The 26,422-nt window shown below is 52.2% G+C and carries 22 protein-coding genes; 14 read left to right on the top strand and 8 right to left on the bottom strand.

Annotated features, from left to right (window positions below):
- Nucleotides 1-229: 229 nt before the first annotated feature.
- From M979_RS19215 to nadS, 8 genes are all read left to right on the top strand, one after another.
- Nucleotides 230-1,756, top strand: coding sequence for a sugar ABC transporter ATP-binding protein (locus M979_RS19215; RefSeq protein WP_034456893.1), 1,527 nt, complete (start codon nucleotides 230-232; stop codon nucleotides 1,754-1,756).
- Nucleotides 1,746-2,768 (top strand): ABC transporter permease subunit, encoded by a 1,023-nt coding sequence (locus tag M979_RS19210; protein ID WP_051880616.1) that lies wholly within the window; start codon nucleotides 1,746-1,748, stop codon nucleotides 2,766-2,768. Before M979_RS19215 ends, M979_RS19210 begins: the two co-directional genes overlap by 11 nt.
- 114 nt (nucleotides 2,769-2,882) lie before the next feature.
- The gene (locus tag M979_RS19205; RefSeq protein WP_034456894.1) at nucleotides 2,883-3,815 is read left to right on the top strand and encodes an ABC transporter substrate-binding protein; all 933 of its coding nucleotides are present in this window, start codon (nucleotides 2,883-2,885) and stop codon (nucleotides 3,813-3,815) included.
- Nucleotides 3,816-3,941: 126 nt separating this feature from the next.
- On the top strand, nucleotides 3,942-4,625 hold the full coding sequence (locus M979_RS19200) for a D-lyxose/D-mannose isomerase (protein ID WP_064556065.1): 684 nt from the start codon (nucleotides 3,942-3,944) through the stop codon (nucleotides 4,623-4,625).
- Nucleotides 4,626-4,648: 23 nt separating this feature from the next.
- A complete protein-coding gene (locus tag M979_RS19195; RefSeq protein WP_064556064.1) occupies nucleotides 4,649-5,509 on the top strand; it encodes a ketose 1,6-bisphosphate aldolase in 861 nt (286 codons plus the stop codon).
- A 31-nt stretch (nucleotides 5,510-5,540) separates the two neighbouring features.
- Nucleotides 5,541-6,557 (top strand): carbohydrate kinase family protein, encoded by a 1,017-nt coding sequence (locus tag M979_RS19190; protein WP_064556063.1) that lies wholly within the window; start codon nucleotides 5,541-5,543, stop codon nucleotides 6,555-6,557.
- A 321-nt stretch (nucleotides 6,558-6,878) separates the two neighbouring features.
- Nucleotides 6,879-7,028 (top strand): Hok/Gef family protein, encoded by a 150-nt coding sequence (locus M979_RS23935; protein ID WP_072009420.1) that lies wholly within the window; start codon nucleotides 6,879-6,881, stop codon nucleotides 7,026-7,028.
- Between the two features lie 118 nt (nucleotides 7,029-7,146).
- Complete coding sequence (gene nadS, locus M979_RS19185) at nucleotides 7,147-7,431, top strand: NadS family protein (RefSeq protein WP_064556062.1); 285 nt, start codon at nucleotides 7,147-7,149, stop codon at nucleotides 7,429-7,431.
- Between the two features lie 21 nt (nucleotides 7,432-7,452).
- Here the strand turns inward: nadS and M979_RS19180 are convergent, their stop codons facing one another.
- Nucleotides 7,453-8,187: a response regulator transcription factor gene (locus tag M979_RS19180; protein WP_064556061.1), complete on the bottom strand. Its 735-nt coding sequence runs from the start codon at nucleotides 8,185-8,187 to the stop codon at nucleotides 7,453-7,455.
- A 301-nt stretch (nucleotides 8,188-8,488) separates the two neighbouring features.
- Here M979_RS19180 and fdhF point away from each other — a divergent pair, with 301 nt between their 5' ends.
- From fdhF to actP, 4 genes are all read left to right on the top strand, one after another.
- Nucleotides 8,489-10,636, top strand: a complete 2,148-nt coding sequence (fdhF, locus tag M979_RS19170; RefSeq protein WP_083963946.1) for a formate dehydrogenase subunit alpha — start codon at nucleotides 8,489-8,491, stop codon at nucleotides 10,634-10,636.
- 277 nt (nucleotides 10,637-10,913) lie between these two features.
- Nucleotides 10,914-12,872 (top strand): acetate--CoA ligase, encoded by a 1,959-nt coding sequence (acs, locus tag M979_RS19165; protein ID WP_064556059.1) that lies wholly within the window; start codon nucleotides 10,914-10,916, stop codon nucleotides 12,870-12,872.
- Between the two features lie 299 nt (nucleotides 12,873-13,171).
- On the top strand, nucleotides 13,172-13,489 hold the full coding sequence (locus M979_RS19160) for a DUF485 domain-containing protein (RefSeq protein ID WP_034456906.1): 318 nt from the start codon (nucleotides 13,172-13,174) through the stop codon (nucleotides 13,487-13,489).
- Nucleotides 13,486-15,144 carry a cation/acetate symporter ActP gene (gene actP / locus M979_RS19155; protein ID WP_064556058.1) on the top strand — a complete coding sequence of 553 codons (1,659 nt, stop codon included), beginning with the start codon at nucleotides 13,486-13,488 and terminating at the stop codon, nucleotides 15,142-15,144. Before M979_RS19160 ends, actP begins: the two co-directional genes overlap by 4 nt.
- Nucleotides 15,145-15,313: 169 nt before the next feature.
- On the opposite strand, the gene M979_RS19150 is transcribed toward actP, so the two are convergent.
- Nucleotides 15,314-16,609: a Fic family protein gene (locus tag M979_RS19150; protein WP_064556057.1), complete on the bottom strand. Its 1,296-nt coding sequence runs from the start codon at nucleotides 16,607-16,609 to the stop codon at nucleotides 15,314-15,316.
- 277 nt (nucleotides 16,610-16,886) lie between these two features.
- Nucleotides 16,887-18,443: a hypothetical protein gene (locus M979_RS19145; RefSeq protein WP_064556056.1), complete on the bottom strand. Its 1,557-nt coding sequence runs from the start codon at nucleotides 18,441-18,443 to the stop codon at nucleotides 16,887-16,889.
- A gap of 60 nt (nucleotides 18,444-18,503) precedes the next feature.
- On the opposite strand from M979_RS19145, the gene M979_RS19140 reads away from it, so the two are divergent.
- Entirely contained in the window at nucleotides 18,504-19,799 is a 1,296-nt protein-coding gene (locus tag M979_RS19140; protein ID WP_064556070.1) for a Gfo/Idh/MocA family protein, read from the top strand.
- Nucleotides 19,800-19,893: 94 nt separating this feature from the next.
- Here the strand turns inward: M979_RS19140 and M979_RS19135 are convergent, their stop codons facing one another.
- Both M979_RS19135 and M979_RS19130 read right to left on the bottom strand, forming a co-directional pair.
- Complete coding sequence (locus tag M979_RS19135; RefSeq protein ID WP_034456922.1) at nucleotides 19,894-20,583, bottom strand: LrgB family protein; 690 nt, start codon at nucleotides 20,581-20,583, stop codon at nucleotides 19,894-19,896.
- Nucleotides 20,576-21,001: a CidA/LrgA family protein gene (locus M979_RS19130; protein ID WP_064556055.1), complete on the bottom strand. Its 426-nt coding sequence runs from the start codon at nucleotides 20,999-21,001 to the stop codon at nucleotides 20,576-20,578. Before M979_RS19130 ends, M979_RS19135 begins: the two co-directional genes overlap by 8 nt.
- Before the next feature lie 102 nt (nucleotides 21,002-21,103).
- Here M979_RS19130 and M979_RS19125 point away from each other — a divergent pair, with 102 nt between their 5' ends.
- On the top strand, nucleotides 21,104-21,994 hold the full coding sequence (locus tag M979_RS19125; protein ID WP_034456925.1) for a LysR family transcriptional regulator: 891 nt from the start codon (nucleotides 21,104-21,106) through the stop codon (nucleotides 21,992-21,994).
- A gap of 47 nt (nucleotides 21,995-22,041) precedes the next feature.
- Here the strand turns inward: M979_RS19125 and M979_RS19120 are convergent, their stop codons facing one another.
- From M979_RS19120 to M979_RS19110, 3 genes are all read right to left on the bottom strand, one after another.
- Nucleotides 22,042-23,688 carry a Na+/H+ antiporter gene (locus M979_RS19120; protein ID WP_064556054.1) on the bottom strand — a complete coding sequence of 549 codons (1,647 nt, stop codon included), beginning with the start codon at nucleotides 23,686-23,688 and terminating at the stop codon, nucleotides 22,042-22,044.
- 257 nt (nucleotides 23,689-23,945) lie between these two features.
- Nucleotides 23,946-25,295: an NCS2 family permease gene (locus tag M979_RS19115; protein WP_064556053.1), complete on the bottom strand. Its 1,350-nt coding sequence runs from the start codon at nucleotides 25,293-25,295 to the stop codon at nucleotides 23,946-23,948.
- Nucleotides 25,296-25,706: 411 nt separating this feature from the next.
- Nucleotides 25,707-26,369 carry a glutathione S-transferase family protein gene (locus tag M979_RS19110; protein WP_064556052.1) on the bottom strand — a complete coding sequence of 221 codons (663 nt, stop codon included), beginning with the start codon at nucleotides 26,367-26,369 and terminating at the stop codon, nucleotides 25,707-25,709.
- Between the last annotated feature and the right edge of the window lie 53 nt (nucleotides 26,370-26,422).

Raw genomic sequence — 26,422 nt, 5'->3', positions numbered from 1 at the left:
GCTCCGTGATTTCTGGTGGATGTCGCTACGCGAATCTCCCCTATAAATGCAGTTCGTCGGTCGGATAAGCGTAGCGCCATCCGGCATCCGCAGACTCAATCCGTCACAGTAATGTGATCCCCATTAACTATTCATCAATATGACAAATATGAACGGCTTCTGACATTTTGCATTTACCTGGGCGTGATTGACTGGCAGCAATCGAAACCCTATCCGCAGGAGTCGCGCCATGAGTAGCGTTCCCATTCTGGAGATGCGCAATATTGCCAAGTCATTCGGCAAGTTTTATGCGTTGAAAGGTGTCGACTTAACGGTGTTTCCTGGCGAAATCCACGCCTTAATGGGGGAAAACGGCGCGGGTAAAAGCACGCTGATGAAAATCCTCGCCGGTGCCTATACCGCCACCAGCGGCGAGATCTTAATTAACGGCGAACCCTGGAGTATCAAGGGGCCGAAAGACGCATTAAACGCAGGCATCACGCTGATTTATCAGGAGATGCAGCTTGCGCCAAACCTGACGGTCGCCGAAAACATCTTTCTCGGCAGCGAGCTGTCACGCGGTGGCTTAGTCAAGCGCAAAGAGATGGTGATGCAAGCCCAGACGGTTATCGACCGCCTCGGCGCACAGTTTAAAGCCAGCGATTTAGTCTCACGCCTGACCATTGCCGAACAGCAACAGGTGGAAATCGCCCGCGCGCTGCACCGCAACAGCCGCATTTTAGTAATGGATGAACCTACCGCAGCACTTTCTTCACGCGAAACGCACCGCCTGTTCGAGCTGATTATGCGACTGCGCGATGAAGGGATGGCGATTATCTATATCAGCCACCGCATGGCGGAAGTGTACGAGCTTTCTGACCGCGTGAGCGTGCTGCGCGACGGGCAATACGTCGGCAGTCTGACGCGTGAACACCTCAATGCCAACGAGCTGGTGCGCATGATGGTGGGCCGCCCGCTAAGCGATCTGTTCAATAAAGAACGCGATATTCCGCTGGGAACGGTACGCCTGAATGTTCACCACCTGACGGACGGCGCAAAAGTGCAGCCGGTCAGCCTGCAGGTGAAATCCGGCGAGATAGTCGGCCTTGCGGGGCTAGTCGGAGCCGGACGTTCTGAGCTGGCGCAGCTGATTTTTGGCGTGCGTAAATCCACCGGCGGCACGATAGAAATCGACGGTCTACCCGTGAAGATTCACTCCCCGCGCGAAGCAATTAGCCACGGAATTGGATTCCTGACTGAAAACCGCAAAGAGCAGGGCTTATTCCTCGAACTTGCCGCGCAAGACAACATCACTATGGCAACACTTGAGCGCGATGCGCACTACGGCTGGCTGGATCGTAAAAAAGCCCAGACTATTTCTGACGATGCTATCAGCCTGCTCAATATCCGCGTGCCGCATGCACAAGTCCGCGCAGGCGGGTTATCCGGCGGCAACCAGCAAAAACTGTTGATCTCACGCTGGGTGGCGATCGGCCCACGTATTTTGATCCTTGATGAGCCAACGCGCGGTGTGGATGTCGGCGCAAAAAGTGAGATCTACCGGATCATGAGCCAGATGGCAAAACAGGGCGTGGCGATCCTGATGATCTCCAGCGAATTGCCCGAAGTAGTCGGCATGAGCGATCGGGTGTATGTGATGCGCGAAGGCAGTATTGCCGGGGAATTGCACGCCGCTGATATCACACAAGAGAACATTATGACGCTGGCAACCGGCGTTGAAGATGCCCACAAAAAGGTGGTTAACCATGGCAACTAATCAACCCAAAGAAACGCCACTGGCGCACACAACTCCCCAGCAAGTCGCCAAATCCGCCTCGCTGAAAAAAGCACTGTTTGGTGATTTGATGCAAACCGTTGGGATTTTGCCGATTTTGATCCTGATCGTCGCCGTTTTTGGCTTTATCACACCGAACTTTTTTACCGAGTCTAACCTGCTAAATATCGCCCGCCAATCGTCGATCAATATCGTTCTCGCCGCGGGGATGACCTTCATTATTTTGACCGGTGGGATCGACCTTTCCGTGGGCTCGATTCTGGGCACGACAGCGGTGACCGCGATGGTGGTTTCGCTCATGCCAGGCTGGGAATCGCTGTCGATCCCTGCAGCGCTGATGATGGGCACCGGGCTTGGGCTGTTTAACGGCATGCTTGTCGCCTGGGCCGGGCTACCGCCGTTTATCGTCACGCTTGGCACTTATACCGCGCTGCGTGGCGCGGCCTATTTACTGGCCGATGGCACCACGGTGATTAACTCCAATATCAATTTTGAATGGATAGGCAACTCGTATCTTGGCCCAATTCCGTGGTTGGTCGTTATTGCACTGGCGGTGATTGTTGTCTGCTGGTTCATTCTGCGCCGCACCACGCTTGGCGTTCATATCTACGCGGTTGGCGGCAATATGCAGGCTGCACGCCTGACAGGTATCAAAGTGTGGCTGGTCTTGCTGTTCGTGTATGGCATGAGCGGTTTGCTTTCCGGGCTTGGCGGCGTGATGAGTGCTTCGCGGCTCTACAGCGCCAACGGCAACCTTGGGATGGGTTATGAGCTTGATGCCATCGCAGCAGTCATTCTTGGCGGCACCAGTTTCGTCGGCGGTATCGGCACAATTACCGGCACGCTGGTCGGCGCGCTGATTATCGCCACGCTCAACAATGGCATGACGCTGATGGGCGTCTCGTATTTCTGGCAACTGGTGATCAAGGGTGCGGTGATCATCATTGCGGTGCTAATCGACAAATACCGTACCCGTCACCATCAAAGTGCATAACGTAAACGGTGGATGACGCTTTCGCTTATCCACCCTACAAAACCGATAACCATGCTCTTTCGTAGGCCGGATAAGCGTGAGCGTCATCCGCCAAAACCAGACAGGAGATTCACCATGCGTTTGAAGATGCTAGCTGCAGCACTCATGATTGCCGCCGTACCCTTTGTTCAGGCCAAAGAATTGAAATCCATCGGGGTGACGGTGGGCGATCTCGCCAACCCCTTCTTCGTGCAGATAACCAAAGGTGCAGAGCTTGAAGCCCGAAAACTGGCGGGGGATAACGTGAAAGTGACGCTGGTTTCCAGCGGTTACGATCTCGGCCAGCAGGTGTCGCAAATCGATAACTTTATTGCCGCGAAAGTGGATATGATCATTCTCAACGCCGCTGATTCGAAAGGGATCGGCCCGGCAGTCAAACGCGCTAAAGATGCCGGGATCGTGGTAGTGGCGGTGGACGTAGCAGCGGAAGGGGCGGATGCAACGATCACATCGAACAACACCCAGGCAGGTGAAATGGCCTGTAAGTACATTTCGGATCGCCTGAAAAACAAAGGCAATGTGGTGATCATCAACGGGCCTCCAGTTTCTGCGGTGCAGAACCGTGTCGAAGGCTGCGTAACTGAGTTTAAAAAGCACCCGGATATCAAAGTTCTGTCTTCTAACCAGAACGCCAAAGGCAGCCGTGAAGGTGGCCTTGAGGTGATGACATCTCTGCTTGCAGCAAACCCGAAGATCGACGGCGTGTTTGCGATCAACGATCCGACAGCGATCGGTGCCGATCTGGCAGCAAAACAAGCACAACGTAACGAGTTCTTTATTGTTGGCGTAGATGGTAGCCCGGATGCTGAAGAAGCTCTGAAACGCGGCGGGAATACGCTGTTTGTAGCAACTCCTGCGCAAGACCCGCAAGTGATGGCGGCAAAAGCGGTCGAGATTGGCTACGACATTCTGCAAGGCAAACCCGCGCCAAAAGAGCCGGTGCTGATTCCGGTGACGATGATCGATAAGGACAATATCGGCACGTATAAGGGCTGGACGGTGAAATAGTTTTTGCCACTGTCTGCCATTTTTGTCGGATGGCGGCGCAAATACCTTATCCGACCTACAACATGTTGATTGTAGGTCGGATAAGCGCAGCGCCATCAGACAACAGCGTGAGGAAAATACTGCAAAATGAAACGATCTGAAGTTAATCAAATCCTCTCTCAAACGCGCCATTTCTTTATGCAGCACGATGTTCATTTGCCTCCATTCGCCTCTTACGACCTGACGAAGTGGCAGCAGCTCGATAAAAAAATCTGGCAGGAAGTATTTGATTTAAAACTCGGTTGGGATGTGACGGCCTTCGGCGGAAACGATTTTCTCGCTCAGGGGCTGACGTTATTCACGCTGCGTAACGGTTCACCCGATGGCGCACCGTATGCAAAAAGTTATGCCGAAAAAATCATGCATGTCCGCGAAGGGCAACTCACGCCGATGCATTTTCACTGGCGCAAACGCGAAGACATTATCAATCGCGGCGGCGGTAATTTGATTGTTGAATTGTGGAATTCTGACCAGTTTGAACAGACCGAAGAGAGCGATGTCACCGTCGTGATTGATGGCTGCCGACAGACTCATGCGGCGGGTAGCCAACTGCGTCTCTCACCGGGCGAGAGCATTTGTCTGGTGCCAGGTATTTACCACAGTTTTTGGGGCGAGCCGGGATACGGCGACGTTCTGGTAGGGGAAGTGTCGATGGTCAACGACGACGACCGCGACAACCGTTTCCTCAAACCCCTTGAGCGATTTAACTCCATTATTGAAGACGAACCTGCGCGGCAATTGCTGTGCAACGAGTATCGCCAGCACTTTTAATTTCCAACACCAGGGGAATCATTATGGCTTTGATATCACTCGCACACGGACTGGCTCATGCACGCGCCAATGGTTACGCATTAGGGGCATTTAACGTTCTCGACAGCCACTTTCTGCGCGCCCTTTTTGCCGCGGCAAGGCAAGAGAACTCACCGTTTATCATCAATATTGCTGAAGTCCATTTTAAGTATGTCTCGCTGGATTCACTGGTTGAAGCCGTCAAGTTCGAAGCGGCTCGCCACGATATTCCGGTGGTGCTCAATCTTGACCACGGCCTGCACTTTGAAGCGGTCGTTCGCGCTTTACGCCTCGGTTTTAGTTCAGTCATGTTCGATGGTTCTACACTTGAATATGAGGAGAACATTCGTCAGACCCGCGAAGTGGTGAAGATGTGCCACGCGGTGGGTGTCTCGGTCGAGGCTGAGTTGGGTGCAGTGGGCGGTGACGAAGGCGGTGCATTGTATGGCGAAGCCGATAGCAACAAGTTTACCGATCCAGCAGTGGCACGTGATTTTGTCGACAGAACCGGCATCGACGCGCTGGCCGTTGCTATCGGCAACGCACACGGTAAATACAAAGGTGAGCCGAAACTCGATTTCGACAGACTTGCCGCTATTCGTAGCCAAACTGGCTTGCCGCTGGTGCTTCATGGGGGTTCGGGCATTAGTGACGAAGATTTCAGAAAAGCGATAAGCCTCGGTATTCACAAAATCAATTTCTATACCGGAATGTCACAGGCCGCACTCGGTGCCATCGAGCAGAGAATGAATCAACGTCATGCCATTTATGACGAGTTCGCCGAGTTATTGCTGGGTATTGAAGAGGCGATTACGGATGTCGTCGCACAACAGATGCGGATTTTTGGCAGTTCAGACAAGGCTTAGAGCCTATCCCAGTAGCCATTAAGGAGAGGTTATGACAGAGCGCAACGGGATTATTGCCGCCGGAAATATGCTGGTCGACCATGTGCACCAAATTGTGCAATGGCCGCAGCGTGGCTGGCTTGCCGAAATAGTTCACAGTGAACGTTCGACCGGCGGCGCACCATTAAACGTGTTGCTAACTTTGGCCAAAATGCATGTCGGGCTGCCGCTTCAGGCGGTGGGTCTGGTGGGTGACGACCATGATGGTGATTACATTATGGCGATGCTCGATCAGTATCATGTGAACCGCCAGCATGTGCACCGCACCACTTTTGCGCCAACGTCTATGTCGCAAGTGATGACCGATCCCAGCGGGCAACGCACCTTTTTTCACTCGCCAGGCGCTAATCGCCTGCTCGATTTACCCGCCTTTGACCGCCTTGAAACATCATTCAAAATATTCCATCTCGGCTATTTGCTGCTGCTTGATAGCCTGGATATGGAAGACGCGGAGTACGGCACCCGCAGCGCACGTTTACTGGCGCAGATGACGCAACTCGGCTATGAAACCTCGCTTGATTTAGTCTCGCGACAGGGCGACCCACGCTATCGTCCAATGGTGCTCCCTGCCCTGCGTTGGCTGGATTACCTGGTGATCAATGAACTGGAAGCCAGTGAGTTTAGTGGATTGGAAATCCGCCGTTCTAATGGCGATCCACATATCGAAAATATCGCCCAGGCAGCGACCTTGCTGATGGATTCTGGCGTTCGGCAACGGGTTGTCATTCATTGTCCGGAAGGTGCATGGGGTATTGAACCAGGCATGGATGGCGTATGGGTGCCGTCGTTTAGATTAACGCAAACGGAAATTATCGGCAGCGTCGGTGCCGGTGATGCTTTCTGTGCCGGAATATTATATGGCTGCCATGAAAAATGGTCGTTGGTCGATAGCCTGAAATTGGCTCACGCCTGTGCAAGAGCGAATCTTTTATGCGCCAATGCGATCGATGGTGCAAAAACATTAACGGAATTACAGAACTTTATAAATGAACAACCGACTGGTTATTAGTGGATAAGTTAATAATCAAGTCATAAATATACTTTCACTCTCTATTCATTAGCCATATAACACTAATTTTTGCGAGCAACCTTCCAGACAAATGTAATTTTCAAAATAAATTACATCGGCAAATTAATATCAAATAAATAAAAACTGAGTAAACTACGCAGCGGGTGCTTAGGGCTTTCAGTCCTGAGCATAAGTGAGGGATATTCTTGAGCGTTAAGAATAAGAAAGCCCCGGGCAACTATACGTTAACCCGAGGCTAGTCCCCAACTCCGACAAGTTGAGGTTAGCCTCTTACTCGCCACAAGGCAAGGAGTAAAAGGCATGAAGCCAACAAAAACTGTTGTCATCTGTTTATTAATTGTTTGCGTAACATTAATAGCAATAACCTTATTAACGCGGCGTAATCTTTGCGAAGTGAAAATAAGAAATGATAAACAGGAGGTCGCGGCCAGGCTGGCCTGCTCCGAATAGTAGGGCTAATCGGGCGGGGTTCGCCCCGCCCAACTTGTGAGGGAATTAGGGCGATGTCTTAAGCACCCAATCTATTATATGAATACATCACATTAAATAATTACTGGTTAAATATAACATGAGCTTTTTTGACGATCTGAAAGCATCTCTTGAAGAAGCTGTCGATATTAAGAATGGTGTAAAAACGCCAGCCAGAGTCACCCGTTATGACATTGCAGATGTGAAGGCGATCAGAGAGCAACTGAATGTTTCACAAAGTGAAATGGCAAAAGCATTGGGGACAAGCGTCGATACCATCAAAAGCTGGGAAACCAAACGACGCAACCCAACAGGCCTGGCGGCTAAAGTGTTGGCGACCATCCAGGCTAACCCTGAGTTTTACCGTGAGCTTGCCGCACATTAGTAGATTTTTGGCTTCAACAACTCACGCAGCATTATTCTCAGCATGAACAACATCAGCTGAAAAAACATAGCCCACGCCGCGGATGGTGCGGATTAATATCGGTTGATGCGGGTTTATCTCTATTTTTCTGCGTAAGCGCATAATCAACACATCTATAGTTCTGTCGAAGACTTCGAGGCTTTCGCTATGGGTCAGTTCCAGCAATCTTTCGCGCGAGAGGACTTTGCGGCCATTTTGCATCAACGCCAGCAGCAGACCGTATTCCCCCTGGGTGAGGTCAACCTGTTCGGATTGAGCGTTAAAGAGCTGGCAGCGATCGGTATCCAGCCGCCAGCCGTTGAAATGTAAGCCACTGGTTTTAGTGGTTGTCGTTTCTAACGCCAATGCGCCAGAACGGCGCAGCACCGCTTTAACACGCGCCACCACAACTCGGGAATTAAACGGCTTGGCAATGTAATCATCAGCCCCCATTTCCAGCCCGACGACGACATCAGACTCACTTCCCAACCCCGTCAGCATCACTACGGGTAAATCTGGCCGCTGGCGCTGAATTTGTTGCAACACCAGCAGCCCGTTAATGTCAGGCAAAATCATGTCGAGCAACACCAGCGCAATTCCTGGGTGCTGACCGATCGCTGTCAGCGCATCACTCCCGGTATGGCAGACCATCACCTCAAAAACGTGCTCATTGAGCACATCGCGCAGCACGTCGCAGATAGCCAAATCGTCATCCACCAGCAAAATGGCAGGCTTCATGGTTGTTCTCCGTGGAGGATGCAAAGAGTCAAATTTAAGTGTGAGCGATTGTTGGAGGAGTGCCGCGAAAATGACAGACAACCGTGCTGAAAATTCAACCAGTGTCACAAACCCTGCATTGGTCGACACGTCACTTTTGACGATGACCTGTGTTTCGTCAGGGTTTTGCCCTCACCTTCTCCGTAAGATGCCTGCTAATCCCGTACTTAATATGTGGCATAGATAATGCATTAAAGCGGGGAGATGTGATCAGCTGTTTAGTGTCACACCACTTTTAACAGCATTGACTGGAGCAACACTGATGAAAAAAGTCGTCACGGTTTGCCCCTATTGTGCCTCGGGTTGCAAAATCAACCTCGTGGTCGATAACGGCAAAGTCGTCAAGGCGGAAGCGGCTCAAGGTAAAACTAACCAGGGCGATCTTTGCCTGAAGGGTTACTACGGCTGGGATTTTATTAACGATACTAAAATCCTCACCCCGCGCCTTAAGTCACCGATGATTCGTCGCCAGAAAGGCGGCAAACTCGAAAACGTTTCCTGGGATGAAGCACTGAACTACGTCAGTACTCGCCTGAGTGAAATCAAAGCGAAGCACGGCTCCGATGCCATCATGACCACCGGTTCTTCCCGCGGTACAGGCAACGAAACTAACTATGTAATGCAGAAATTTGCGCGCGCCGTTATTGGTACTAATAACGTCGATTGCTGCGCACGCGTCTGACACGGCCCATCGGTTGCAGGTCTGCACCAATCGGTCGGTAACGGCGCTATGAGTAACTCAATCGTTGAGATTGAAGATACCGATTTAGTGTTTGTGTTCGGGTATAACCCGGCAGATTCACACCCTATCGTTGCTAACCGCGTGATTAAAGCGAAGCAAAAAGGGGCGCAAATCATTGTTGTCGATCCGCGTAAAATTGAAACCGCGCGCATTGCCGATATGCATTTGCAGTTAAAAAATGGTTCTAACATCGCCCTGCTTAACGCAATCGGGCATGTGATTATCGAAGAAAATCTGTACGACCAGTCATTCGTGGCTTCCCGTACGGAAGGTTTCGACGAGTATCGCAAAATTGTTGCTGGCTATACGCCTGAATCTGTTGAAGAAATCACGGGTGTTACGGCAGCAGAAATTCGTGCAGCAGCACGTATGTACGCGAAGGCGAAAACCGCCACGATTCTGTGGGGCATGGGTGTTACCCAGTTCTATCAGGGCGTGGAAACTGTTCGTTCGCTGACAAGCCTTGCGTTGATGACGGGCAACCTGGGTAAACCGAACGTCGGTGTTAACCCGGTTCGCGGCCAGAACAACGTACAGGGTGCTTGTGATATGGGCGCACTGCCAGATACCTATCCTGGCTACCAGTACGTGAAAGACGAAGTCAGCCGCGAGAAGTTCGCGAAAGCGTGGGGCGTGCCATCGCTGCCTGCACACACCGGCTATCGCATCAGCGAACTGCCACACCGTGTGGCGCATGGCGAAGTGTATGCCGCGTACATCATGGGCGAAGATCCACTTCAAACCGATGCGGAGCTTTCAGCTGTTCGCAAAGCGTTTGAAGAGCTTGAGCTGGTGATTGTACAAGATATCTTCATGACCAAAACCGCGGCTGCGGCCGATGTGATTTTGCCGTCCACCTCCTGGGGTGAACATGAAGGCGTTTATACCGCCGCTGACCGTGGTTTCCAACGCTTCTTTAAAGCAGTTGAGCCAAAGTGGGACCTGAAAACGGACTGGCAGATCATCAGTGAGATCGCCACCCGTATGGGTTATCCGATGCATTACAACAACACCCAGGAAATCTGGGATGAGTTGCGTGGCCTTTGCCCTGATTTCTATGGGGCAACATACGAGAAAATGGGCGAGCTGGGTTATATCCAATGGCCTTGCCGCGATGTAGCTGAAAGCGACCAGGGTACTTCGTTCTTGTACGACGGTAAGTTCGACCGTGCAAACGGCCTGGGCGAGTTCTTTACCTGTGACTGGGCACCGCCAATCGACAAAGTCACCGAAGAGTACCCGATGGTGCTTTCGACGGTGCGTGAAGTGGGCCACTACTCTTGCCGTTCGATGACCGGCAACTGTGCGGCGCTGGCAGCCCTGGCGGATGAACCAGGCTATGCGCAAATCCACATCGACGATGCCGCCCGTTTGGGTATCGAAGATGAAGCGCTGGTGTGGGTGAACTCCCGTAAAGGCCGTGTTATCACGCGTGCGAATGTGAGCGAACGCCCTAATAAAGGTGCCGTTTACATGACTTACCAGTGGTGGATTGGCGCCTGTAACGAGTTGGTGACTGAAAACCTCAGCCCGATTACTAAAACGCCGGAGTACAAATATTGCGCCGTTCGTGTCGAGCCGATCGCCGATCAGAAAGCTGCCGAGCAGTATGTGATTGACGAGTACAACAAGCTAAAAGCCAGTTTGCGCGAAAGCGCTGCGGGTTAATAAGTGTAGGGTGGATAAGCCGCAGGCGTCATCCACCATTTCGCAAGTTGTGGCGGTTGACGCTACGCTTAACCGCCCTACGAAAACACTCGAAAGCTGCCTATCTGGCAGCTTTTTTTTGCTTTTCTTCCCTCTCTCCACCGGATGTATTGATTAAATTTTCAACCATTTAATTAATGCGTGATCTGTCGCCCAAATAATAAACAAAGCTTCCCAGGCACTCTCCGATTAACGTTTATGTGACATATTATTAACATCCTAAAAGGAGAAAAAAAGCATGAGCCAAATACATAAACACGCCATTCCCGCCAATATCGCGGACAATTGCCTGATAACCCCGGAGCAATACCAATCCATGTACCAACACTCGGTACATGATCCCGACGCATTTTGGGGTGAACAAGGTAAGATCCTTGACTGGATCAAGCCCTATCAAAAGGTAAAAAACACCTCGTTCGCACCGGGCAACGTCTCTATTAAATGGTATGAAGACGGCACGCTGAACCTCGCCGCCAACTGCCTGGACAGGCACCTGAAAGATTGTGGCGATCAGACCGCGATCATCTGGGAAGGCGACGACGCCACCCAGAGCAAAACCATTACCTACCGCGAACTGCACCGTGAAGTGTGCCGTTTTGCCAATACCCTGGTGGAACTGGGCATCAAGAAAGGCGATGTGGTCGCAATTTATATGCCGATGGTGCCGGAAGCCGCCGTTGCGATGCTGGCCTGTGCCCGAATCGGCGCGGTGCATTCCGTGATTTTTGGTGGCTTCTCACCGGAAGCCGTTGCCGGGCGCATCATCGACTCCAGCTCTAAACTGGTGATTACCGCCGACGAAGGCATTCGCGCGGGGCGTTCTATTCCACTGAAGAAAAACGTCGATGACGCGCTGAAAAACCCTGGCGTTAAAACCGTTGAGCATGTTGTTGTGCTCAAGCGTACCGGCGGCAATATCGAGTGGCATGAAGGCCGCGACCTGTGGTGGAACGAGCTGGTTGAGAAAGCCAGCGCACACCACCAGCCGGTGGAAGTGAACGCCGAAGATCCGCTGTTTATCCTTTACACCTCCGGTTCAACCGGCAAGCCAAAAGGGGTGCTGCACACCACCGGCGGTTATCTGGTGTATGCCGCAACCACCTTTAAATATGTCTTTGATTATCATCCGGGCGACGTTTACTGGTGCACCGCCGACGTGGGCTGGGTCACCGGCCACAGCTATCTGCTGTACGGCCCGCTGGCGTGTGGTGCTATCACACTGATGTTTGAAGGCGTACCAAACTGGCCAGCACCAAACCGTATGGCGCAGGTAGTTGATAAGCATAAAGTAAATATTCTCTACACTGCACCGACTGCGATTCGTGCGTTGATGGCAGAAGGCGATAAGGCGATTGAAAATACAGATCGCTCGTCGCTGCGTATTTTGGGTTCTGTCGGCGAGCCGATTAACCCGGAAGCGTGGGAGTGGTACTGGAAGAAAATCGGTAACGAAAAATGCCCGGTGGTGGATACCTGGTGGCAGACCGAAACCGGTGGCTTCATGATAACCCCACTGCCAGGTGCGACCGAGCTGAAAGCCGGTTCCGCCACGCGCCCGTTCTTTGGCGTGCAACCAGCACTGGTGGATAACGAAGGTAACCCGCAGCAAGGCGCAACCGAAGGCAATCTGGTGATCACCGATTCATGGCCGGGCCAGGCGCGCACGCTGTTTGGGGACCACGAACGTTTTGAGCAAACCTATTTCTCGACCTTCAAAAATATGTACTTCAGCGGTGACGGCGCGCGTCGCGACGAAGACGGTTACTACTGGATCACCGGTCGCGTGGATGACGTGTTGAACGTTTCCGGTCACCGCCTGGGCACCGCAGAAATCGAGTCTGCGCTGGTGTCGCATCCGAAAGTCGCCGAGGCGGCTGTGGTCGGCATTCCGCATAACATTAAAGGCCAGGCGATTTATGCCTACGTCACGCTGAATCACGGCGAAGAGCCAACGCCGGAGCTGTATACCGAAGTGCGCAACTGGGTGCGTAAAGAGATTGGCCCGCTTGCCACGCCGGATATTCTGCACTGGACGGATTCACTACCTAAAACCCGCTCCGGCAAAATTATGCGTCGTATTTTGCGCAAAATCGCCGCCGGAGACACCAGCAACTTTGGTGATACTTCAACGCTTGCCGATCCGGGCGTTGTTGAGAAGTTACTGGAAGAAAAACAAGCTATTACGATGCCATCTTAACCATTCAGGCCCCCGCCCTCTCATCTCCGGATGTAGGGCGGATAAGTGCAACGCCATCCGCCAGTGAGACGTTCTTCTAAGGTGGATGGCGCTTCGCTTATCCCCCTACGCCGTTTCTGCAGGTGAGAGGCAATTATAAAAACCCAACCTAACCCTAATTCCCAAAGGATTTTGCGTTGCAGGAAGGCGGCAAACGAGCAAATCCCCAGGAGCTTACACAAGTAAGTGACTGGGGTGCGCGAATGCAGCCAACCCCCCTGCGGCGCAAAAGACGAAGGGAATTCTCTGGAGACTTTGTGATGAATGATTCCAACATTTATCAGCGGATAGAAGACAGTGCGCAATTCAGGGAGTTAGTCGAAAAACGGCAACGGTTTGCCACCATTTTGTCTCTTATCGTGCTCGTGATTTACGTCAGTTTTATTTTGCTGATTGCGTTCGCACCTGCCTGGCTAGGCACACCTTTACATCCCGGCACCACGGTGACGCGCGGCATTCCGATTGGCGTTGGGGTTATTTTGATTTCCTTCTTCCTGACAGGCGTATATGTCTGGCGGGCGAACGGCGAATTTGATCGTCTGAATAACGAAGTGGTACGCGAGGTGAAAGTATCATGAAACGTTTACTCGGCGTCATCGCCGCACCGCTCCTGAGCCTGCCTGCATCCGCCTTTGCCGCTGATGCGATTACGGGGGCTGTGCAACGCCAGCCGACCAACTGGCAGGCGATTATTATGTTCGTCATTTTCGTCGCCTTTACCCTGGGCATCACTTATTGGGCGTCAAAAAGAACCCGCACGCGTAGCGATTACTACACTGCGGGCGGCAATATCACTGGCTTCCAGAATGGCCTGGCGATTGCGGGAGACTATATGTCTGCCGCGTCATTCCTCGGTATTTCCGCACTGGTGTTCACCTCCGGCTACGACGGCCTGATTTACTCGCTGGGCTTTTTGGTCGGCTGGCCAATTATCCTGTTCCTGATTGCGGAACGCCTGAGAAATCTCGGCAAATATACCTTTGCCGATGTCGCCTCTTATCGCCTGAAACAAGGGCCAATCCGTATTCTGTCGGCCTGTGGCTCGCTGGTGGTGGTCGCGCTTTACCTGATTGCTCAGATGGTTGGCGCGGGCAAACTTATCCAGTTACTGTTCGGCCTGAACTATCACGTGGCGGTCGTTTTGGTTGGCGTGCTGATGGTGATGTACGTGTTGTTCGGCGGTATGCTGGCGACCACCTGGGTGCAAATCATCAAAGCGGTATTGCTGCTGTTCGGCGCAAGTTTCATGGCCTTTATGGTGATGAAACACGTGGGCTTCAGCTTCAATAACCTGTTTGCCGAAGCGATTGCCGTCCACCCGAAAGGCGTGGCAATCATGAGCCCGGGCGGGCTGGTCAAAGACCCGATATCCGCACTTTCGCTGGGATTAGGTTTAATGTTTGGTACCGCTGGTTTGCCACACATTCTGATGCGTTTCTTCACCGTCAGCGATGCCAAAGAAGCGCGGAAAAGCGTGCTGTATGCCACCGGCTTCATGGGCTATTTCTACATCCTGACCTTTATCATCGGCTTTGGCGCCATCATGTTGGTGGGTGCAAACCCAGCGTTTAAAGATGCAGCTGGCGCGTTGATTGGCGGCAATAACATGGCGGCGGTTCACCTGGCTGACGCCGTGGGTGGCAGCCTGTTCCTGGGCTTCATCTCAGCGGTTGCCTTCGCGACGATTCTGGCGGTAGTTGCAGGCCTGACGCTGGCAGGCGCATCAGCGGTTTCGCATGACCTCTACGCCAACGTGTTCCGCAAAGGCGCGTCAGAACGTGATGAGTTGCGGGTGTCGAAAATCACGGTGGTGATACTGGGTGTGGTCGCTATCGGGCTGGGGATTTTGTTCGAAAATCAGAACATTGCCTTCATGGTCGGCCTCGCGTTCTCAATTGCGGCGAGCTGTAATTTCCCAATTATCCTGCTTTCCATGTACTGGTCGAAACTGACCACGCGCGGCGCAATGGTCGGCGGCTGGCTGGGTCTGTTAACCGCAGTGATCCTGATGATCCTCGGCCCAACGGTTTGGGTGCAGGTGCTGGGCCACGCAACGGCTATCTTCCCGTACGAATACCCGGCGCTGTTCTCGATTCTGGTGGCGTTCGTGGGGATTTGGGTGTTCTCAGCAACCGATAACAGCCCGGAAGGTAATCTCGAACGTGAGAAATTCCGCGCTCAGTTTATCCGCTCCCAGACCGGGATTGGTATTGAGCAGGGTCGCGCTCACTGATTAATTTTAACTTTTCCCGGCTCTTATGAGCCGGGGAATTTTCTCTCCTTCGCTGCCAGGACGGGTTTAGTTTTTTGTTGAAATGTCGATTAAGAGACGACATTTGGCGAAAAATTTAAACTGGCCGACCCGCAAGTTTATGACTGCAATGCACAAAACTAAAAACCGCTCACCCTTCAGTATTCGCCCTATAAGTCGTTAGCTGGTCATTGGCACTTATAGCAATAACCAAACCTTCAGCCACCAGCACGCGCAGATCGCGCCGCGCCGTTTGCGTCGATACGCCTAGTGCCCCGCCTGTTTCTATGCTCGTGAATGTCTTGCCTGGCGTTGCCAGCAGAACGTTTAGCAACGTAACCTGGCGCTGGGTCAGGCGGCTTAAAGCACCGGATTCAAACAAACGACGATCGAGCACCGCGCGGCGGTTTACCAGCGTGTTGATATGCTCCTGCAGCCCGTTAACCACACGGGTGATAACGCTGGCCTGATAATCCAGGAAGTAGGTCAAATCCATGCCGTCCGTTTCGGTGTACTGGTAGCTGTGCGCATATTTGACGGCAGCGTTATGCAACAAGCTGCTGATAGACAAGTAGCGAAATACTTCATAGCCCGATTTCAGCATGCTCCAGTAGAAAAGAGCCCGGCTGGTGCGCCCGTTCCCGTCTCTGAATGGGTGCTCATGAGCAATCATAAAGTGCAGGATACAGGCCCGAATCATGGGATGAATGTAGCCCGAAGTATCGTTAGCCCACTCGCAAACTGTCTCCAGACGGCGAAGGATATTGGCCGCAACTGGCGGCTGGTGAACGATATCGCCGCTCCGGTCTGCAATCACAATGTCATCGGTTTCCCGGAAAAGGCCTGGCGTGTAGGTTTCGTCGTTAATACCGCTCATCCCGACCGCGTGAAAATGGCAGATCAGATCAACGGTTAGCGGCTCATTCAGATGCTCGCCGATTTCAGCCATCAAACGGGCGTTGCCCGCGATCATCTGCTCGCCCTCTGTCCGTGCCCGGCGTCCGGTAGAAAGCATCTCCCGCGCGACCAGGGTTGTGGTGTTTGCGCCCTCAAGCTGCGAACTGGTAATCGCTTCATCGATCTGAAGTTGGGCCAGTTCTGCACCGCTGGCGCTGAGGCGGCGGCGGATGTCATCCAGCGCAAGGCGAGTCGTATATTTATCCACCAGTTCGAGGGTGGCCAGAATGCCTGGGGTCAGGTTAAATCCGGCTTGTTCACCTTTCTCATTACGGTATTCAATGCGCTGAATAGCCGAGTCTCGCGCCATGCGGGTAAACCGCCACGCAATCGCAGGATCGTCGCCATGCGCAACGCGATACTGAAAATCATCAAACGGCAGATAGCGCCCTTTTTCATCCACCAGACGGTTGTAGCGGTTGTAATGAGTTAAGGTTTCCATGCTGATGCTGGAACTCGCCGGGAATGAAGGGGGTTTGCTGATCGCCATAAACTACGCTCAAATTTCGATATTTGAACCTAGTTTAGACGGAGTGGTAAGAGTTTGCCATTGATAAGACGATGCCCACGGTATGTTAGCGCGATCAATCTCGCACTTTTCCCAGAACCACACGCCGTCCTTCACACTTTTCCCCCCGCGCTACGTGATGTGAATCACAGAGAATTTCGCCATTCTGCGAGCGCGATCGCGAGTTTTAGCATTGTTGGGTTTCGCGCCGTTTTACTCACCAGCGCCAGCACGACAACCACATTCCACCTTCTTATGATTATCCCAGCAGACTTAAGGCGAACCTGCGCAACCGTTCGGCGTTCAATAAAACAGAAACATAGTTCGGGCTGCCAGGCGGTGGTGAATCGGCCCAACGTTCCAGCGTATCGGCAAAGCGCAGTAATTTTTCATGGTGATGCATCGCCGTTTTCGTCACCTGCGCGGCATCGCCGTAATGTTCGGCCATTTGCAGGTCGCTTACCGCGAAGGCGACTTGCGAGAACAACTGACCGTACATTTCAGCGTTGCGCCATGCGGCTTCGAGGCGCTCAAGAGTTTCGTTGTGGCAGGTGATGCGCAGTTCGCGGAGCTGTTGTAACGCTGCGGTGGCAATGAAGTGGGCACTCTCTTTTTCAAGCCCGATGAGCTGGCGCTGTTCGGCACCAAGCGCGGGATCATCGGTTGGGAATAACGGCTGAAAAGCCTGCGCCCAGTTGGCGCTGCGAATGTCCGTGTGCAGCAGTTGTTGGGCCTGAGCGTAGCTTTCCGGGATCTGGCTTTGGTAGTGCATGCGCCGCCCTAAAAGATTCGGCGTTTTGCACAACCAGTCGTGGCTGGAAGCGTACAAAGCGCTAAAACGTTGGCGATCTGATTTGCTGCGAAAGCCGAGGTTTTGCTGCTCGATCCAGGTGTCGATAACAGATGAAGGCTCGGTGTTATTGGCGTGGCTCAGGCCAATAAGATTGATGGCGTTGGCGGAATCCGTGGTTAAGCCATCCGGAAGCCATTGCCACGAAACGCGCGACGTGATGGTTTCAATATTGTGGTCGGCAAGGCTTGTCGCCCAACTGAGGCGGCCCTGGATTTCATCGGCCAGATAACACGGCAGGATCGTCCAGCCGTAGCCGGTGCCCCAGAGATCGTATTCGATCCACTTTTTACGCCCGCTGAGCGAAACAATATTGGGATGATTGGCAAAGCCGGGATGGTAATCCAGCTCCGTGGCTTTGATGGACGCCCGAACATCGTCCGGTAAGCCAGATAACACGCGGGAAAGCTGCTGGCGAGGCCAGCTGGTATCAATGAAATCGCGCAGCACCAGTTTTTTGGCCTGAGCACGCAACTGGCTCCAGACGTGGTGCAGGCTTTGCTGCCAGCCGTCTGTCTGAAATTGCGGCGTGGTCAGGCTTAATATCAGGCCGCCAAGGTGCGGTAATAATGGCAGTAGTTGGGACAATATCGACGAATAAAATTGTTGCCAGAAATCCGGCGTGCTGCGCTCATCAAAAGAAAACTCGGGGAATTTACGTCTGATGATGTCATCGGTCGGTGCGGCTTCGCCTTGTAGCCAGAAGCTGAGGTTATTTTCCTGCAAATAAACGCTGACTTTTTTTAAATATTGCAGGGCATTTTTTTGTTGGTGAATAAGGTTTTCAACATCATGGCGGTAACTGAGCGGTGACGGAATGGCAAGTAACGAAAGTAATTCCTGCTGATGAAGAATAATGCCCGTAAAACCGTGAGCTTTAGCCGCATTGACACAAGAAATAAACCACGGCCAGTGCCAAATAAACGGGCTGTTTAACTCCATTAATTGATGCGGAACCAGTTTCATCAGCATTACCGGAAATAACGAATTTCTCAAAAATACCATGACTTCATGAATGAGGACATTATGAAAAAATATGCTTTAGTGGGCACCGGTGGCCGCGCAGGGTTATATATCGAAGCCATCAGCGGTAAATGGAAAGACAATGCGCAACTGGTCGCATTTTGCGATACCAACCAGACGCGTATGAATTACGCCAATAAGCTTTTAAGTAACGCAGGTGCTGCGCCAGTTTCCACCTGGAAAGCGGCTGATTTCGAAACCATGATTCGCGAAACGCGCCCGGATATTATTATCGTCACCACCATGGACCGCACCCATGATGATTACATTGTGCGTGCCCTACATGCCGGTTGCGATGTGATCACCGAAAAGCCGATGACCATCGACGAACAACGCGCTTTGCGCATTCTCAATGCCATTGAAGAGACGGGCCGCCAGGTGCGTGTCGCATTCAATTACCGCTACGCGCCGCACCACAGCAAAATCCGCGAATTGCTGATGAATGACACCATCGGCGAGGTGTTCTCAGTGCATTTTGAATGGCTGCTCAATACCGAACATGGCGCGGATTATTTCCGTCGCTGGCACCGCGAAAAACGCAACAGCGGCGGCCTGCTGGTGCATAAATCCACCCACCATTTTGACCTGATGAACTTCTGGCTGGGGAGTTATCCGGAACGCGTTTATGCGGAAGGCAGCTTGCGTTTTTACGGTAAAGAAAACGCCGAAAAGCGAGGTGTCTCGCAATTTTACCCTCGCGCCCATGGGTTTGCGGCGGCCAAAAACGATCCATTTGCGCTGCATATGGAAGAGAACGCCCAGCTCAAAGCGTTGTATCTGGATGCCGAACACGAAGATAACTATTACCGCGATCAGAGTGTTTTCAGCGACGGAATTACTATCGAGGACACGCTGTCGCTGCTGGTGAAATACCAGAACCAGGTGCAGATGACCTATTCACTGAACGCCTATTTGCCGTGGGAAGGGTTGAACGTGGTGTTCAACGGCAGCCGTGGGCGGCTGGAGATGAAACTGGTGGAGATGTCCTACGTGAATGCCGGCGGCGAGCGTGAAAACGAAGGCAGCCTGGAGAGCTGCGATATCACCGTGTTCCCAATGTTTTCCGCACCGTATAAAGCCGATTTCAGCATTGGTGCAGGCGGCCACGGCGGGGGTGATAACGCGATGCTTGCGGATCTGTTTGGCGAACCGGGTAACGACCCATTAAAACGCGCCGCCGATCACCGCGCTGGGGCAATGTCTATTTTGACCGGCATCGCCGGGAATATTTCAATGCAGCAGCAGCGCCCGGTGCAGTTTAAAGAGTTTGAACTGGTGTCGCGGTTAAAAAGTAAGTAAGCACTTACTGGGTTGATGGGGATCGAGAGATGTGTCGGATGACGCTGCGCTTATCCGACCTACAAATCCTTTTGACGCTCGGCTAAACCGTCTGTCAAAACATCAGCCAACCAACCAATGGTGCAACCAACACCATCACCACGCCGGAAAACATCATCACCAAACTGGCAACCACACCTTCCTGCGGGCCAAGTTCGTAGGAACGTGCGGTGCCAGCGCCGTGAGACGCAGCACCAAAACCCGCGCCTTTCGCCATTCCTTCGCGAATTGCGAGGCGCAAAAACAGCACGTCACCTACGGCCATGCCAAATACGCCCGTCACGACCACAAATAACGCCACCAGCTCCGGCTGCCCGCCAAGTGGTTTGGCTGCGGCTAATGCAAAGGGTGTGGTAATCGAACGCACCGCCAGGCTGCGTTGAATTTCATCAGGCAACGTAAACAAACGCGCCAGCCAAACCGAACTGGTTACCGCAACAACGGTGGCGGTGATAACCCCCGCCGAAAGTGACATCCAATGGCGTTTAATAACGTTCAGATTGTCATAAACCGGCACAGCAAAGGCGATAGTCGCCGGACCAAGCAACCACAGTAACCAGTGCGCTTCACCCATATAATTTTGATAAGAGATATGACCAAAAACTAACATCATCACCAGCAATACCGGCGTTAAAATCAGCGGCATCAGAGGCAGTTTTCGAAAGCGGCGATAAAGTTTTTTATTGGCAAAATAGAGCCCAAGAGTAATAACCAGGCACAGAAGGCTCAGATGAAAGTTACTCACCACGAGCCTGCCTGCGAGCCATTCGCGCCAGCTCATAACGATAAACTTTATCCACCACCAGCGCAGTAGCACCCAGTACCAGTGAAGTGCTGATAGCAATCACAATGAAGATACGCCAACCATCTACCATCAGTAATTCGGCATAGTTCACCACCGCGACCACGGCGGGCACAAAGAACAGCAACATTTCAGCTAATAACCAGCGGGAACCCGCACGAACCCATTTCAACGGGACCACTCGGCAGACAATCAACGCCAGCAACAGCACCATTCCCACGAGGTTTGCCGGGAGCGGTAAATGCCACCAGTCGACCAACTGCTGGGCGAGAATGAACAATCCCGCGTAAAGGGCAACTTGTATCGGAACCTGAATGCGGCGAAAAAGAACAGGCGTAAAACCACGTAACGCCAGGGCCATGAGAGTGGAACTCCAAGAAATGTGAGGTGGCAATTATAGTTAGCTCACGTCATGGGTTGAAATGAATTAAAATCATCACAGGTATAGTCAACGGGAATAGTTATGGACATCAGGACGCTACGTTATTTTGTTGAAGTGGTTCGCCAGCAAAGTTTTACCCGTGCGGCTCAAAAGATGTTCGTCACCCAGCCGACTATAAGCAAGATGCTGCGTAACCTCGAAGATGAGTTGGGTTGCACTCTACTCATTCGTGATGGCCGCAAACTATTACTGACTGATACCGGTGAAGTGGTTTATCAGCGAGGATTAACCATTTTGGCGGAATTTCGCCAGCTGGAAGCCGAACTTGGTGATATCAACCATCTTAATAAAGGCGTGTTGCGCCTCGGTATTCCACCGATGGTCGGCACAATGATGGCCGGGCCAATTAGCCTGTATCGCCAACGCTACCCTGGCGTTGAATTGAAGATTTCTGAATTTGGCGGTTTAACGGTGCAGCAGGCCGTGCTGAATGGCGAACTGGATTTAGCCATGACCGCGTTGCCTTTTGAAGATGAGCACCATACTTTCTGCTCGTTACCTTTGCTGCACAATCCGCTGTGTGTTCTGGTTCCGCGCTCTGGCCCGTGGACAACACGAGAAAGCATCGATCCCATCGAGCTAGCCGCCCATCCTCTGCTTATCTACAACGAAGATTTCGCATTAAGCCGTCAGTTAATTCAGCTCTTCCAGGAGCATGGGTTTACACCGCGTATTGCGGTACGTAGCGGTCAGTGGGATTTTCTGGCCGCAATGGTGCAGGCGGGCGTGGGGATTGCGATTCTGCCGGAGATTATTTGCCAAAAACTGGATAAAAACACGCTGATGTGGCTGCCGTTAAACAGCGATTTAACGTGGCAGCTGGCGATGATTTGGCGCGATGGGGTTTATATTTCGCAAAGTGCGCAGGCATGGATTACCTGCTGTAAGGAGTTTTGGCCGGTCAGTTCATAAGGCCTCATCCCAATCCTCTCCCCCAGAAGAGGGAGAGGATTAGTCGATTACTGCTGTTCGACCAGCAACGCTTCAAGCAAATCAAGATCGTGCAGCAGCTTCATCAGTGTTTCATTGCTGATTTTTTGTGTGGCACGCAGATGGTACAACTCGGCACGTTCAGAGCGTAGTGCTGCCAGGCGGAAACGGCGCTCAAGGTTCTCTTCAAGCTCGCTGCTCTCCACGTCATTGCGCCCGTCTGCTCTGCGGCGCAAATTCCCGATAACCCGCGAACTGACCTCTTTTAGCAGCTGGTCATCAATGTTTTCATTGACGTCAGATTGCAGTCGCTCCTCCATTTTCTGAATCGCGACAATCGCCACTTCAGCCGTTGCCGCACGCGCGGTACGCTCTTCCTGCCGCGCCACAGATTTGTCAGGGACTTCCACATTACGCAGCAAAATAGGCAGCATAATTACCCCGGCAAACAGCGAGAACAGAATCACGCCTGCCGACAGGAAAATTAACTCGTATCGTGCCGGGAACGGTGAACCATCACCCAGAAGCAACGGAATAGAAAGAACGCCCGCAAGCGTAATCGCACCACGCACACCGGCAAATGATGCAATACACAATTCACGTGTTGAGTAGTTACCGAACTCCAGCGGACGCTTTTTCATAAAGCGCAGGCTAATGCGTTTCATGGTCCACAGCCATAAGAAACGCACACCGATCAGAGCAAAATAGATAAGCCCAACATCAACAAATAACATCCAAAGTTCGACGTTCGGATCGGCATTTGCCGCTGCAATGGAGGTTTTCATGATGCCCGGCAGTTGCAGCCCTAAGAGTAAGAACACCATGCCGTTGAACACAAATTCAAGCATCGCCCAGACGCTATTCGCACGCAGGCGCATTGCCAGCGGTGCGCTGCGCAACACGCCAGAACGGGTGATAGTCATACCCGCAGCAACCGCCGCCAGAATGCCAGAAACGCCGATGTGTTCGGCAATCAGGTAAGAGGCGAACGGCAACAGCAGAAGCAGCAGGATTTGTGTTGCAGGCTCGTCACCACTCCAGCGGCTCATGAGGCGCAGTGATTTACCGTACAGCCAGCTAACTGCAATCCCTGCCAGCAGACCGCCAATCGCCACTTTAAAGAACTCGAGCGTGGCACCGCCGACGGTAAACACCATTGTCCCCACTGCCACGGCAACCGCCATTTTCAACGATACCAGGCCGGAGGCATCGTTCATCAGCGCTTCGCCCTGCAAAATCCCCATGATTTTCTTGGGAATGCGCCCTTCTCCGACAATACCGGAGAGCGCCACGGCATCCGTCGGTGAGAGTACGGCAGCCAGCGCAAACGCTGGGATCAGCGGAATGCCTGGCACCAGGAAGTAAATCAAGAAGCCAATGCCAACCACGGTAACCAGCACCAGAACCAGCGCAAGGCCAATGATTTCCCGTCCGTGGTTGAGAAACTCGTGCGTCGGCGTTTTCCAGCCATCTGCAAAGAGCAATGGCGGAATAAACAACACGAGGAACAGTTCCGGGTTGAAGTCGACATGCAAACCAAAGTGCGGCCAGGCAAGCACAGCGCCTATCGCGATTTGCATTAACGGAAGCGGGATCTGGAACGGGAGCATGCGCGTTGCCACGCCAGAAAGAGAAACCACAAGGGTCATGATGAGAATAGTAAAGAAAATTTCCATGCTTTCCTTGAGAACGGTGTGTCGTGAAACCCTTTTTGCAGGATGTTATTTTACCTGATAGTAAAACAACTTTTTACACCGGAAGGAAACAGGAAAAGACTTGATTGGAAATGAAGGGAGGGAAAACTGTTTACTCTAAATAATTCAAGTTGCAGGTAGGCGGCAAAGGAACGAATCCCCAGGAGCTTACTAAAGTAAGTGACTGGGGTTCGCGAGTGCAGCCAACAACCCTGCAGCTTGAAGTATGACGAGTAAAATTAAATAGCCCAGCCGCCGGCGTAGAAGGCAACTAACGCAATGGCAATCACTACCGTTCCGATATTCAGCTTACGCCACTCACCAGAGACGATACGGCCAATCACCAGAGTTGCGAAACCAATCATGATGCCGGTAACGATGTTACAGGTCAGCACGATAAATACCGCAGTAATCAGGCCCGCCATAGCATCAACAAAATCTTCAAAATCGATTTTGCCCACGTTGCTCAGCATCAGCAAACCAACATACATCAGCGCCGGAGCGGTAGCGTATGCAGGAACCAGATAAGAGAGCGGTGAGAGGAACAGAATCAGCAGGAACAGCACACCAACGGTGATTGCCGTCAGGCCGGTTTTACCACCTGCAGCAGTACCTGCCGCAGATTCGATGTAAACCGCAGCAGGAGCCGCACCCACCAGGCCTGAGAACACGGAGCTCAGGGAGTCGGTAGTCAGCGCTTTGCCGCCATCGATGATTTGACCGTCTTTATCCAGCAGATTTGCCTGCCCCGCAACGGCGCGGATGGTGCCGGTTGCATCGAATACGGCAGTCATTACCAGCGCCAGAACGCTTGGCAACACCACTGGGTTCAACGCGCCCATGATATCCAGGCTGCCAATCAGTGAATTACCCGCTTCATCTTTCAGCGAAGGCATAGCAAAAATGCCAGAGAAATGAACACTCGGGTCGAAGATCAGGCCAAAAATAGAAATACCGATGATGGTCAGCAGAATGCCGCCAGGGACTTTCAGTTTTTCCAGACCGATGATCACCGCAAGGCCAATCAGCGACATAATAACCGGGAAGCTGTCGAAATGACCGAGCGCAACTGGCAAGCCATCAAGTGGGTTTTTGATTACCAGGCCGACACCGTTGGCAGCAATCAGCAGCAGGAACAGACCGATACCGATACCCGTACCGTGCGCAACACCCATCGGCAAGTTACGCAAAATCCAGCTACGAATGCCCGTTGCAGAGATGATAGTGAACAGCACACCCATCAGGAACACAGCACCTAACGCAACAGGTACGCTGATGTGCTGGCCGAGCACCAGGCTGAATGCGGTAAATGCAGTCAGTGAAATGGCACAACCGATTGCCAGCGGCAGGTTCGCCCAAAGGCCCATGACAAGAGAGCCAACACCGGCTACCAGGCAAGTCGCCACAAAGACCGCCGCAGGAGGGAAACCTGCTTTACCGAGCATGCCCGGAACAACGATCACGGAGTACACCATCGCGAGGAAGGTCGTTAAACCCGCCACAACTTCCTGGCGAACGGTACTACCACGTGCAGATATTTTGAACCAGGCGTCAATGCCGCTGGTTGCACGCGGAGAATGATTAGACATAGTGAAAAATCCCCTGAGATTTTTATGATTACGTTGGTATGCGTGGTGGACAATCCACTGCTAATTAAACGTTCATACCCTTCATTTTTCGGGTTACGGACTTTTCCGGTAACGCGAATAAGTTGAGTAGATCCCTATACTGCGTTTGTGACAAATAAGGGCGTCACAAAAAAAGCAAACGTTTAACTCCGCGCATACAAACTAGGTGTCAAAATTAAGGCAAACGATTATCCGGCCTTCTTACATGGATTTTCAACCGAACTTTGCCGCTTTTTGTCGAAAACAGCATTGGCCGGTCAAAATATCGCCACCTCGTGCGCAAACGTTATCGTCGATGCGCAATTTAGCAACAATGATGCAAGATACTGGTTATATATTTTCCTGACTCATAGGATTTTTCGATAACTGGACTTATGGTATTTCAAATGGTCCACCTTGCTGAATTGCTCGCTGCCAGGCCGGACGCATTTGCACTTTACTGTACCAATTTTGCAGATTCGGTAAGTCGTTAATGCCACCACGCGAGAGCAACGCGATCACCGGGAAACTCATCTGAATATCTGCGGCGCTAAACGCCTGCCCGGCAAACCACGGATTTTGTTGCAGCGAATCTTCGAGGTAACGCGCATGGGTCATAATCTGTTTATTGAGATAAGCTTTTTGCACACCCTGCCCTAACACCTTCCCCACTGGGCGCAATAGCCACGGAACTGGCGCTTTCCCGAGACTACCGAATACCAGTTTCATCATTAATAACGGCATTAACGATCCCTCGGCGTAATGCAGCCAAAAACGATAACGGAGTTTGTCTTCGCTGCTGATCGGTTTGAGGCGGCTTTCAGGGTCATAGGTTTCTTGCAGGTATTCAATGATTGCCCCCGACTCCGCGAGGATATTGCCATTATCTTCCACCACCGGTGACTTCCCTAATGGGTGCACGGCTTTTAATGAAGCGGGTGCCAGCATGGTTGGTTCGCGCTCGTAGCGAACAATCTGGTAAGGCACCTGTAGCTCTTCAAGCATCCATAAAATGCGTTGCGAGCGGGAGTTATTGAGGTGATGGACGATAAGCATAAGGTAACCTTTTGTTTAGCAAGATGAGTTAACTATAGGTAAATGTGCAAAGA

The sequence above is a fragment of the Buttiauxella noackiae ATCC 51607 genome, assembly GCF_001654865.1.
GTDB lineage: Bacteria > Pseudomonadota > Gammaproteobacteria > Enterobacterales > Enterobacteriaceae > Buttiauxella > Buttiauxella noackiae.
The sequence above is the reverse complement of the archived record's forward strand: the minus strand, read 5'-3'. Positions and strand labels throughout refer to the sequence as shown.